Source organism: Paracoccus acridae (genome assembly GCF_014642735.1).
Classification (GTDB): Bacteria; Pseudomonadota; Alphaproteobacteria; order Rhodobacterales; family Rhodobacteraceae; genus Paracoccus; species Paracoccus acridae.
In genome coordinates, this window is sequence record NZ_BMIV01000006.1 from 151,418 (window position 1) to 162,980 (window position 11,563).

At 66.5% G+C, this 11,563-nt stretch carries 13 protein-coding genes and 2 tRNA genes; 8 read left to right on the forward strand and 7 right to left on the reverse strand.

What is annotated here, in order from left to right:
* The first annotated feature begins 1 nt into the window (after position 1).
* The 4 genes from IEX25_RS10885 to fba are packed head-to-tail and all read left to right on the forward strand — an operon-like array spanning position 2 to position 3,258.
* Positions 2–775 carry a triose-phosphate isomerase gene (locus IEX25_RS10885; protein ID WP_188715142.1) on the forward strand — a complete coding sequence of 258 codons (774 nt, stop codon included), beginning with the start codon at positions 2–4 and terminating at the stop codon, positions 773–775.
* Positions 772–1,233, forward strand: a complete 462-nt coding sequence (derI, locus tag IEX25_RS10890) for a D-erythrulose-4-phosphate isomerase (protein ID WP_103171537.1) — start codon at positions 772–774, stop codon at positions 1,231–1,233. Before IEX25_RS10885 ends, derI begins: the two co-directional genes overlap by 4 nt.
* Before the next feature lie 3 nt (positions 1,234–1,236).
* Entirely contained in the window at positions 1,237–2,217 is a 981-nt protein-coding gene (locus tag IEX25_RS10895) for a class 1 fructose-bisphosphatase (protein WP_103171538.1), read from the forward strand.
* A 6-nt stretch (positions 2,218–2,223) separates the two neighbouring features.
* On the forward strand, positions 2,224–3,258 hold the full coding sequence (gene fba, locus IEX25_RS10900; protein WP_103171539.1) for a class II fructose-bisphosphate aldolase: 1,035 nt from the start codon (positions 2,224–2,226) through the stop codon (positions 3,256–3,258).
* 84 nt (positions 3,259–3,342) lie between these two features.
* Here fba and IEX25_RS10905 read toward each other — a convergent pair whose 3' ends face one another.
* Positions 3,343–4,119, reverse strand: coding sequence for a glucose 1-dehydrogenase (locus tag IEX25_RS10905; RefSeq protein ID WP_103171540.1), 777 nt, complete (start codon positions 4,117–4,119; stop codon positions 3,343–3,345).
* A gap of 257 nt (positions 4,120–4,376) precedes the next feature.
* On the opposite strand from IEX25_RS10905, the gene IEX25_RS10910 reads away from it, so the two are divergent.
* The 3 genes from IEX25_RS10910 (at position 4,377) to IEX25_RS10920 (ending at position 7,545) form a co-directional block, all read left to right on the forward strand.
* Positions 4,377–4,742 (forward strand): hypothetical protein, encoded by a 366-nt coding sequence (locus IEX25_RS10910; RefSeq protein ID WP_188715144.1) that lies wholly within the window; start codon positions 4,377–4,379, stop codon positions 4,740–4,742.
* Between the two features lie 86 nt (positions 4,743–4,828).
* Positions 4,829–6,676, forward strand: a complete 1,848-nt coding sequence (locus IEX25_RS10915) for an ABC-F family ATP-binding cassette domain-containing protein (protein ID WP_103171541.1) — start codon at positions 4,829–4,831, stop codon at positions 6,674–6,676.
* 125 nt (positions 6,677–6,801) lie between these two features.
* Entirely contained in the window at positions 6,802–7,545 is a 744-nt protein-coding gene (locus IEX25_RS10920) for a MipA/OmpV family protein (RefSeq protein WP_103171542.1), read from the forward strand.
* A gap of 73 nt (positions 7,546–7,618) precedes the next feature.
* Here IEX25_RS10920 and IEX25_RS10925 read toward each other — a convergent pair whose 3' ends face one another.
* From IEX25_RS10925 to tig, 4 genes are all read right to left on the reverse strand, one after another.
* Positions 7,619–8,281 (reverse strand): hypothetical protein, encoded by a 663-nt coding sequence (locus tag IEX25_RS10925; protein WP_103171543.1) that lies wholly within the window; start codon positions 8,279–8,281, stop codon positions 7,619–7,621.
* 183 nt (positions 8,282–8,464) lie between these two features.
* Positions 8,465–8,538, reverse strand: a tRNA-Gly gene (locus tag IEX25_RS10930).
* A 41-nt stretch (positions 8,539–8,579) separates the two neighbouring features.
* The gene (locus IEX25_RS10935) at positions 8,580–8,999 is read right to left on the reverse strand and encodes a DUF1489 family protein (RefSeq protein WP_103171544.1); all 420 of its coding nucleotides are present in this window, start codon (positions 8,997–8,999) and stop codon (positions 8,580–8,582) included.
* A gap of 99 nt (positions 9,000–9,098) precedes the next feature.
* Positions 9,099–10,433, reverse strand: coding sequence for a trigger factor (tig, locus tag IEX25_RS10940; protein ID WP_103171698.1), 1,335 nt, complete (start codon positions 10,431–10,433; stop codon positions 9,099–9,101).
* Between the two features lie 143 nt (positions 10,434–10,576).
* Between tig and IEX25_RS10945 the strand changes: the two genes are divergently transcribed.
* Complete coding sequence (locus IEX25_RS10945) at positions 10,577–11,026, forward strand: hypothetical protein (protein WP_103171545.1); 450 nt, start codon at positions 10,577–10,579, stop codon at positions 11,024–11,026.
* On the opposite strand, the gene IEX25_RS10950 is transcribed toward IEX25_RS10945, so the two are convergent.
* Both IEX25_RS10950 and IEX25_RS10955 read right to left on the reverse strand, forming a co-directional pair.
* Positions 11,027–11,413, reverse strand: coding sequence for a hypothetical protein (locus tag IEX25_RS10950; protein WP_103171546.1), 387 nt, complete (start codon positions 11,411–11,413; stop codon positions 11,027–11,029).
* Between the two features lie 17 nt (positions 11,414–11,430).
* Positions 11,431–11,526, reverse strand: a tRNA-Sec gene (locus tag IEX25_RS10955).
* Positions 11,527–11,563 lie beyond the last annotated feature (37 nt).

Sequence of the window (11,563 nt, forward strand, 5' to 3'; positions counted from 1 at the left end):
CATGACGGATTTCTGGATCGGCACAAGCTGGAAGATGAACAAGACGCTGGATCAGGCGCGCGTCTTTGCCGAAGGACTGGCCGCCGCCGACAAGGACCGCGACCCGCGCATCCAGCGTTTCGTGATCCCGCCCTTCACCGCCGTGCGCCAGGTCAAGGAATGGCTGTCAGGCACATCCGTGAAGGTCGGTGCGCAGAACATGCACTGGGCCGACGAAGGCGCCTGGACGGGCGAGATCAGCCCCGTGATGCTGCGTGACTGCAACCTCGACATCGTGGAACTGGGCCATTCGGAACGCCGCGAGCATTTCGGCGAGACGGACGAGACCGTGGGCCTGAAGACCGAGGCCGCCGTGCACCACGGGCTGATCCCGCTGATCTGCATCGGCGAGACGCTGGCCGAACGCGAATCCGGCCGCGCGCAGGACGTGCTGGAAACCCAGGTGCGCGGCGCGCTGTCCCGCCTGTCGGGCGACCAAAAGAACGCCACGATCCTGCTGGCCTATGAACCGGTCTGGGCCATCGGCGTTAACGGGATCCCCGCCACGTCCGACTATGCCGATGCCCGCCAGGCCGAGATCGTCGCGGTCGCGCAGAACATCCTGGGGCGACGCGTGCCCTGCCTTTACGGTGGCTCGGTCAATCCGGGCAATTGCGAGGAACTGATTTCCTGCCCGCATATCGACGGGCTGTTCATCGGCCGGTCCGCCTGGAACGTGGACGGCTATCTCGACATCCTGGCGCGCTGCGCCGCAACCATCGGAGAGACGAAATGAAACTGGCAATCGCAGGCGACAGCGCGGGCGAGGGTCTGGCCAAGGTCCTGGCCGACCACCTGAAGGACAAGCATCAGGTGTCCGAAATCAGCCGCACCGACGAAGGCCCCGACGCCTTCTATGCCAACCTGTCCGACCGGGTGGCGAGCCAGGTCAAGGACGGCACTTTCGACCGCGCCATCCTGGTCTGCGGCACCGGCATCGGCGTCTGCATCGCGGCCAACAAGGTGCCCGGCATCCGCGCCGCGCTGACCCATGACACCTATTCCGCCACCCGCGCCGCGCTGTCGAACGACGCGCAGATCATCACCATGGGCGCCCGCGTGATCGGCCCGGAACTGGCCAAGGCCATCGCCGACGCCTGGCTGGCCGAGACCGAGAACTTCGACAAGGCCGGCAAGTCCGCAGGCAACGTGAACGCCATCGTCGCGGTCGATTCGAAATACAACAAGGCCTGACGAATGCTGAAACTGCCGAATGACGGCCCGCCTGTGGGCCGCCTGCTGTCGCAGGTCTTGACCGGCGACGGCCCCGCCGCCATCGTCCACGCCATAGCCGAGGCCCAGTTGCCGCTGATGCAGCGCCTGGCCGCGGGACGCCTGCACGGCGACCCGACCGAGATCGTGGGCGTGAACGACTCCGGCGACAAGCAGAAGGCGCTGGATGTCGGCGCCCATCACCACATGATCGAGGTGCTGCGCCGCGCGGGCGTCCGCCAGGTCCTGTCCGAGGAGGTCGAGGCGGTCATCCCCCTCAACCCCGACGGCGAATGGGACGTGGCGATGGATCCCATCGACGGGTCGGGCAGCATCGGCATCGGCGCGCCCCTGGGGATGCTGTTTTCCATCCTGCCCGCCGCGCCCGAGGGTTTCCTGCGCACGGGCGAAGCAGTGGTGGCTGCGGGCTATGCCAGTTTCGGCCATTCGATGGATTTCGGCTGGTCGCTGGGCGACGGCACCCATATCGCCGGTTGGGACGCCGATGCGGGCGAATTCCGCATGGTGCGCGAAAACGTCGCGCTGAAAGCCACCGCATCCACCATCGCCTATAACGCGTCCAACGAACGCCACTGGGAACCGGGCCTGCAACGTTGGGTCGCGGACCTGCGGGCGGGCAAGGACGGGCCGCGCGGGCGCGACTTCAACATGCGCTGGCTGGCCGCCGCCGTGGGCGAATTGCACCGCATCCTGCTGAACGGCGGGGCCTTCCTTTACCCCGCCGACCGCCGCCCCGGATACCAGAACGGCCGGCTGCGGCTGGTCTATGAATGCGTGCCCATCGCCTTTCTGGTCGAACAGGCGGGCGGGCTTGCATCCGACGGCACTCAGCCCATCCGTTATCGCAAACCGTTAGCGGTACACGACATGACGCCCCTGATATTCGGCGCTAAGGACGAGGTCGAGACGATCCTCGGCTATCTTGCCGGGCCAAGCAAAGGATAAGATTTCATGGCTATGATTACCCTGCGCCAGCTTCTCGACCACGCGGCCGAGAATGGCTACGCAGTCCCCGCCTTCAACATCAACAACATGGAGCAGGGCCTGGCGATCATGACCGCCGCGCAGGCGACGAAGTCTCCGGTGATCCTGCAGGCCAGCCGGGGCGCGCGCGCCTATGCCAACGACCTGGTGCTGGCGGGCCTGATCCAGGGCTTTGCCAGGGCATTTCCCGACATCCCGCTGTGCATGCATCTTGACCACGGCAACGGCTTGGCGACCTGCGCCACCGCCATCCAGAACGGCTTCACCAGCGTGATGATGGACGGCTCGCTGAAGGCCGACGGCAAGACGCCCGCCGATTACGACTATAACCGCGACGTGACCGCCCAGGTGGTGCAGATGGCCCATGCCTGCGGCGTGTCCGTGGAGGGCGAACTGGGCGTCCTGGGCAGCCTGGAAACCGGCATGGGCGACCAGGAGGACGGCCACGGCGCGACCGAGCAACTGGGCCACGACCAGCTTCTGACCGACCCGGACGAGGCCGTGCGCTTCGTCAACGACACGAACGTGGACGCGCTGGCGATCGCCATGGGCACCTCGCACGGCGCCTACAAGTTCTCGCGCAAGCCCGACGGCGACATCCTAGCGATGCATGTGATCGAGGAAATCCACACCCGTCTGCCCAACACCCATTTGGTGATGCACGGCTCGTCCTCCGTCCCCGAGGATCTGCAGCAGATCATCAACAGCTATGGCGGCGACATCAAGCCGACCTGGGGCGTCCCAGTCGAGGAGATCCAGCGCGGCATCAAGCACGGCGTTCGCAAGGTCAACATCGACACCGACAACCGCCTGGCCATGACCGCCGCGATCCGCAAGGTCTTCTCGGAAGAACCGTCCGAGTTCGACCCGCGCAAATACCTCAAGCCCGCGATGCAGATGATGTCGCAGGTCTGCAAGGACCGCTTCGAGGCCTTCGGCACGGCCGGCAACGCCGACAAGATCGTCCCGCTGCCGCTGTCGGCGATGGCCTCGCGCTATTGATCTGCGGCTAGGATGAAGATGGGGCCTCGCCGATTGGCGGGGCCTTTTTCGTCGGAAGGATGGCGGGCCGCGCAGGGGCCAGCGTCAGATGCCTGTCGAGCCTGCCAGGATGCCGCCGTCGATCGTCAATTCCGCCCCGGTCATGTAGGCGGCTTCGTCCGAGGCAAGAAGAACCGCGATCGCCGCCACCTCCTCGGGCCTGCCGAACCGGCGCATGGGTGTGTCCGCCACGATGGCCGCTTCGCGTTCCGCCCGGGCCGGGCCTTGGCCCAGCATCGGCTCCCACATCGGGGTCATCACGGCGGCGGGATGGATCGAGTTGCAGCGGATGTTCAGACCCTGTGCGGCGCAATAGAGCGCCACGCTTTTGGTGTGGTTGCGGATCGCCGCCTTCGACGACGCATAGGCCGCTGCCATCGGAACCCCGACCACCCCCGACCGAGAGGAGATGTTGATGATGGACCCCGCCCCCTTGGCACGCATGGCGCGGATCGCGTAGCGGCATCCCAGGAAGGTGCCGTCCAGGTTCACGGCATGAACGGCCCGCCAATGGGAAAGCTGGGCATTTTCCGGATCGTGGCTGGGGGTCGGCTGTTCCTCGAAACCCGTGATCCCGGCGTTGTTCACAAGGATGTCCAGGGTAGGAAACCGTCTTGCGACATTGTCCCAGTCCGCTTCGGATGACACGTCCAGGCGAAGGAAGGTTCCGCCGATGGCATCCGCGACGGCCTCGCCCTGGTCAGTGTCGATATCGGTCACGATGACCTGCGCCCCCTCAGATGCGAAGGCCTTGGCGATGGCTTCACCGATGCCGCGCGCCGCCCCTGTTACCAGGGAGGTCTTGCCTGCAAGTCTGGTCATGAAAAAACCTTGGACAAGGATTGAACGAAGGCACGCCTGTCAGGCGGGCCGACTGCAAGTGTCGATTGGCCGGATCACCGGTGACGCTTGTTCATGTCCATAACTCCTGCTGAATGGCGAACCTACACCCGACAGGCCCGTCCTTCAAGAACAAGGCTTCGAGGAGGACCGGCAGCCTGGCCCCCGAGGCGTCTCTTGCGCTGAAACTTCTCTGCCTCTTTCCGGTTATCCCCCCGACACTGGAAAGGAACCCCGCCATGGCCACCGAACCCAAACCCAGCCGCGGCATGCCCCGGTCGCTGATTTACGCGCTGATCCCCGCCGGTTTTCTGATCATGGTCGCCTTCATGGTCCTGTCGGGACGCGACCGGTCCGAAACCGCTGCAGAGGCCGCAGTCGAAACGACGGATACCGCGCCCCTGCCGATCGAAAACGCGCCGGGCACCGCGCCCCCTGCTGACGCCGCACCGGCGGATGCCGCACCGGCGGAGGCAGCCCCAGCAGAAGCCGCGCCTGCGGATACTGCCCCAGCAGACGCCGCGCCCGCAGACGCGCCCCCGGCCGACGCAGCGCCGGCGGATGCCGCCCCCGCAGACGCCGCCCCGGCCGAACCGGCCAACTGACGCCTCGGCCCCGTGCCGCATGACGCCGGGGCGCGGCGGGGCGGTCGCCGCTTGACGCCGCCCCCTGCATCGGCCATGCCCCGGCCATGCTGCGCATCGACGACATATCCTATTCCATCCAGGGCCGCCCCTTGTTCGAAGGGGCCTCGGCCACCATTCCCGAAGGCCACAAGGTCGGCCTTGTCGGTCCCAACGGCGCGGGAAAGACCACGCTGTTCCGGCTGATCCGCGGCGAACTGAGCCTCGACGGCGGCGACATCAGCCTGCCCAGTCGCGCCCGCATCGGCGGCGTCGCGCAAGAGGCGGCGGGGACCGCGACCTCGGTCCTGGAAACTGTCCTGGCCGAGGACAAGGAACGCGCGGCCCTGCTGGCGGAAAGCCACAGCGCCACCGACGCGCATCGCATCGCGGACATCCAGACCCGGCTTGCCGATATCGACGCCTGGTCGGCCGAGGCGCGGGCGGCGTCCATCCTGGACGGCCTCGGCTTTTCCACCGCCGACCAGGCGCGGCCCACCAGCGACTTTTCCGGCGGCTGGCGGATGCGCGTGGCGCTGGCGGGCGTGCTGTTCGCGCAGCCCGACCTGCTGCTGCTGGACGAACCCACGAACTATCTGGACCTGGAAGGCGCGCTGTGGCTGGAAACCTATCTGGCGCGCTATCCGCACACGGTCATCATCATCAGCCACGACCGCGACCTTTTGAACCGCGCCGTCGGCCATATCCTGCATCTCGAAAACCGCAAGCTGACGCTCTACACCGGCGGCTATGACGATTTCGCGCGGATGCGGGCCGAACGCCGCGCCCTGCAAGCGGCCGAGGCCAAGAAGCAGCAGGCCCGCCGCGCGCATCTGCAAAGCTTCGTGGACCGCTTCGGCGCCAAGGCCAGCAAGGCCCGCCAGGCCCAAGCCCGCGTCAAGATGCTGGCCCGGATGGAGCCGATCACCGCGCCCGAGGAAGCCAAGTTCCACCGCTTCGGCTTTCCCCAGCCCGAGGAACTGTCGCCCCCCATCGTCGCGATGGAAGGGGTCAGCGTCGGCTATGACGGGCGCGCGGTCCTGCGCAAGCTGTCGCTGCGCATCGACCAGGACGACCGGATCGCCCTTCTGGGCCGGAACGGGCAGGGGAAATCGACGCTGTCCAAGCTTCTGGCCGAACGCCTGCCCGCGATGGAGGGCAAGCTGACCCGGTCGTCCAAGCTGCGCATCGGATACTTCGCCCAGCACCAGGTGGACGAACTGGATCTGGCCGAAACGCCCCTGGACCATATCCGCAGGCTTCGCCCGAACGAGGCGCCGCCCCGGCTTCGCGCGCGCCTGGCGGGCTTCGGCCTGATGGAGGCGCAGGCCGAAACAAAGGTCGGCCAACTGTCCGGCGGGCAGAAGGCGCGGCTGTCGCTGCTGATCGCGACCATCGACGCGCCGCATCTGCTGATCCTGGACGAACCGACCAACCACCTGGACATCGAATCCCGCGAAGCCCTGACCGAGGCGCTGAACGACTATACCGGCGCGGTGGTGCTGGTCAGCCACGACATGCACCTGCTGGGCCTGGTCGCGGACCGGCTGTGGCTGGTGCGTGACGGGGCCGTCGCGCCATACGAGGGCGACCTGGACGATTACCGCCGCTTCCTGCTGGGCGGGGACGAGCCGAAGGTGGTCGAGGAAAAGCCGAAATCCGCGCCGAAACGCGCGCCGCGCGACGAGTTGCTGGCCCTGCGCGCCGAGGCCCGCCGGGCCGAGGAACGCGTCCAGAAGCTGGCCGAGATGCTGCAGAAGCTGGACGTGAAGCTGGCCGATCCGGCGCTGTACAACGACCCGCACGAGGCGAAACGCTGGTCCGCCAAGCGCGCCGAAGCCGTGCAGGCCATGGCGCGGGCCGAGGATATCTGGATGAATGCGTTGGAAAATCTGGAAGGCGCGGAGCGGGGATAGCTGTTGCGCAAATGTGCCGCCCGGGCGATGATCGTTAACGATTGGCCCGTGGCGCCTTGTGCAGTGTAACGATTCGACCCTAGGAAGCGATTACATCCCGCCGACCCCTCCTGAAGGAAACGACCATGAAACATGTGCTGGCCTTGGCCGTCCTTGCCGCATCCGCTGCCACGGGTGCTCATGCGCAGGATTTCGGCTTTGCAGGCCGCGAGTTTTCGGTCGATCTGGGGGTCGGCGTGGATGTCGGCCCGGATTATCCGGGTTCCGACGATGCCGAGGCCGGTCCCTGGCTGATCTGGCGCAACGCGGGCTTCGGCCCCCGGGGCAGCAACCTGCGCGAGGGTTTCGCGATCTCTCCCTCCTTCGGGACGGTCGGCGAACGCGATGCGTCGGACAGCGACGATCTGGCGGGGATGAAGGACATCGACCGCGCCTATGAACTGGGTCTGCGCGTCAGCTATGGCGCGGGTCCGGTGACGGCCTTCGGTTCGGTCCGCAAGGGCTTTGACGGGCACGAGGGGCTGACCGGGGAAGTCGGCGCAAGATACCGCACCGAACTGTCCGACCGCGTCACCCTTTGGTCGGGCCTGAGCTTCGGCTATGGCGACGGCGATTACAACGCCACCTATTTCGGCGTCACCCCCGAGGAGGCGATCGGGGGCCGTCCCGCCTATGACATCGGCGGCGGCTTCAACAAGGCGTCGATCACCTTCGAGGCGCAATACGCTCTGACGGAAAACACCTCGCTTCTGGGCGAAATCGAATACGGCAAGCTGATCGGCGATGCCGCGGATTCGCCGGTGGTCCAGGACGAATACCAGCCCGCGATCAAGTTCGGGGTCGTGCGCAAGTTCTCGTTCGGGTTCTGACCCGGAACATCCGAAACCGAAAGGCCGCGACACTGTCGCGGCCTTTTTCGTTGTTCAGCGCAGGGGCATTCGATCAGGCTGGCTTGCGGCGACGGCGCGTCATCGCCAGGGCGCCGATCCCCAGGCCCAGAAGGCCCGCCGACATGGGCAGCGGCACCGGCGCGGGCTGGTTGACGGACAGAACGGTGAACTCGGCCATTCTGTTGAAGAAGGTCATCGTTCCCCAGCCCAGCGACTCGGACGACAGATAGTCGTTGTTGAACAGATAGGTCAGCGCCCCGCCCGGTGTCGCATCGACCGTCAGCGACCGAAATTCGCCAAACAGCATATCGCCGTCGGCATAGGTGGCCGTCACGCCGTCCGTGCAGCCGACACCGGCAAGATTGCAGCGCAGCGCGTGGCCGCCATTGTCGAAGGGGGCGATCATGTCGCCGGGATCCTCGGGGACGGCCAGCGTGGCGCGGAACGCCACCATGTCGCCGATGGCCAGCCCCGGTCGCAGGGTCGGCAGCGCCAGGGCGCTTTCCTCGGCCAGAAGGGTATCGAAGTAATGATCCCGCCATCCCGCCGGATCGGCCGGACCGGCGGTGCCGTAATCCGTTACCGATAGATCGGTGTATGTCGTGCCCTCGTATCGCAGGCTGATATCGAACCGGGCCAGGGTGGCCGCATTCGCCTGTCCGCCGATGCCGATCGCCAAGCCTGCCGCCAGCAGGGAAATGACCGTGATTTTCATGCTCGAGCTTCCCGTCGCAAGATGCGGCATCCCAAGGCCGCGTCCCTCGATTACCGGCCGCAGTCGGCATCATGTCAAACCGAAACACGCTCGCATTCGGAGATAGGCGAAAAAGGGATCATCCCGGGGAAAAGCCGCCGATGCGCTTTCGACGCGGCGATGCGGATCGGTCAAGCAGGGGATTGGAGCGGGTGAAGGGAATCGAACCCTCGTATTCAGCTTGGGAAGCTGCTGCTCTACCATTGAGCTACACCCGCGTGGCGCCTTGGCTAAACGAAGGCGCGGGCCTCGTCAAGCGTCAGACAAGGCCCATCTCGGCAAGCGCGGCCGCCATCTGCGGGGGCAGGGCGGCGTCGCCTTCCCGACCGCGCGGCATGTCGGCGGGCGCATCCTGGGCGGAAAGATAGCGCCAGCCCTGGAAGGGGCGGCGCGGCACGGCCGTGACCGGCACGATGTCGCGATCCAGGATCAGCGCGCAGCGGCGGATGCCGTCGTCGCGGTGGTGTTCGTCCAGCCGGACGATCCGCTGGCGGGCCAGCATGACGCCCTTGAAGACCCAGAAGATCGACCCGCCCGCCAGAAGCTCATCCTCTCGCTTGGGCCACATGCGGGTGACATGGACGGCATGGCCGTCGCCGAAACGCCGCTGCCATTCGGCCAGATCCTCGGGGCCTTCGGCGCCCACGCAAAGCTTCATAAGGTGGAGTTGTGCTGACATGGCCGCAAGATAGGGGGTACCCGGCCACCTCACAAGGTGGCCGCAATTGAAAAGGCCGCGCGGGATGGCGCGGCCTTTCGGTTCAGTGAAAAGGGACGATCAAAGCTCGTCCAGGGCCTCGACGGCCTTTTCCAGTTCTTCCTTGGTCACGGTCTTTTCGGTGACCTGCGCCTGTTCGGCGATGTGATCGACGACCTTGTCCTCGAAGATCGGGGCGCGCAGCTGCTGCTGAACGGCCTGGTTCTGCTGGACGAACTCGAAGAAGGCGCGTTCCTGGCCGGGATACTGACGCGCGGCGCGCAGCACGGCCTGGGTCATTTCCTGGTCGGTGACGGTCACCTCGGCCTTCTGGCCGATCTCGGCCAGCAGCAGGCCCAGGCGCACGCGACGCTCGGCCAGCTTCTTGTGTTCCTCGGTCGGCTCGATGTTGCCGTGGTTGTGGTCGTGGACCTCGGGGTTTTCCTCGTGCCACAGCTGGTGGGCGATCTGCTGCGCCTCGGCCTCGACCAGCGATTCGGGCAGGTCGAACTTCACCTTCTCGTCAAGCTGGTCCAGCAGCGAGCGCTTCAGGATCGCACGGGCGGCGCCGGCATATTCCTGTTCCAGGCGGCCGGCGATCTGCTTCCTCAGGCCTTCCAAATCCTCGGCGCCGAACTTCTTGGCCAGCTCGTCGTCGATCTCCGCGGCCTTGGGGGCCTTCACTGCCTTGACCTTGCATTCGAAGGTGGCGTCCTTGCCCGCCAGATGCGGGGCGCCGTATTGATCGGGGAACTTGACGTTCACCGTCACGTCGTCATCGGCCTTGGCGCCGACCAGCTGGTCCTCGAAGCCCGGGATGAAGCTGTTCGAGCCCAGCACCAGCGGGTAATCCTCGCCCGCGCCGCCCTCGAAGGCCTCGCCATCGACAAAGCCCTTGAAGTCGATGACCACCTGGTCGCCGTCCTTGGCCTTGCTGCCCTTCTTGCGGTCCTCGAAGGACTGGGCCGACTTCGCCAGGTTCTCCAGCGCCTCGTTGATGGCGGCTTCCTCGGCCGGGACGGTCAGCTTTTCCAGGGTCAGGGTGGTCAGGTCCACCTCGGGGATCGCGGGCAGCGCCTCGTAGGAAACGTTGACGACCACGTCGTCGCCTTCCTTCCAGGTCTCGCCGTTCTGCATTTCCACCTTGGGCTGGGTCGCGGGACGGTCGCCCGAGGTGTCCAGGTGGTTCTTCAGCGCGCCGTCGATGGCTTCCTGCATGGCGTCGCCCAGGATACGCTGGCCGAACTGCTTCTTCAGCATGGCCATCGGGACCTTGCCCTTGCGAAAGCCCTTCATCTCGACTTCGGGCTGCGCTTCCTTCAGCTTCGCATCGACCGTCGCGGCCAGATCAGCTGCCGGCAGGGTGAACTGATAGCCCCGCTTGAGACCTTCGTTCTGCGTTTCCGTGACCTGCATCATCGTCCTCATGCCATAATGGCCGCCACGACCGGCAGCCCGAAAAATTCCCGTCCTTCTAGTCGCGGGGTCAGGTCTCTGCAAGCGGAACCCGCGCGGCGGCCGGGGCGTTTTCCGCCGTCCCCATCTGCAAAAGGCCCGCCATGACCCGTTTCAGCGTCATCATCGCCACCAGCCTTCTGGCCGCCGGCACAGGCTGGGCCCAGACCGCCGCATCCCCCGACATCGCCCAGCCCCGCGCCGCGACCGAAGCAGCCGCGGCCCAGGACGCCGCCCGCAACCAGGCGCCCGGTGGGCAGGTCCAGGGAACGCAGCCGGCCGCCACGCAGGAAGCCGGCCAGTCCGGCGAAGGGGATTGCCCGGCACCTGGCACCGTGGCCGAGCCCGCCACGACGCCGCAGCCGGGAAGCGACAGCACCGAGGCCAACAACGCCGGCAGCAGCGGCTGGAGCGGCGGCCTGGGCGGATCCCACCTGGGCACGAACACGCAAGGCGCGGTGAACGCCTCGCCGACCTGGCAGCCGCCGACGGCGCGGGGTCTGGACCTGACCGGCCGGGCCGAACCCGTGGCGGCTACGGCGCCCGACTGCTGATCAGTTGAGGATCGGCGGCTGGGGCTCGGCGTCGTCCAGCCGCAGCCGCAGCCCGTCGCGGTTCAGGAACTCTCCGTCGCGGATCAGGGTGCGGTCGCCGTTCATGGCGCGGACAAGCTGGTCCAGCCGGTCGCGGGCGATGTCGTCCTTGACCAGCCCCTCGCGGCCGGCGCGGAACAGGACCACCGCGTCCCAAGCCACGCCCGATCCGTCTAGATAGGCCGTCATGTCGGGCCAGCGGATCTCGTCCCCGATCACATGCAGATAGGCCGACCGCAACAGGTCGATCCGCCCGTCGCCGATGCCCAGAAGCACGATCAGCATCGTGAAGCCCTGGGTTTCGGCAAAGGTCTGCTGCACCCAGTCGTCGAAATCGGTCTCGTTCATGGCTGGCCTTGGGATGATGGCGGAAGGGAATGGGAGTCGAACCCACCCGGGACAGTCTCGCTGCCCCAACCGGATTTGAAGTCCGGCCGCCCCACCGGGGACGATTCCCTTCCAATGTCGCCGAACAGGTCGGCGCGATGGGGATTGATG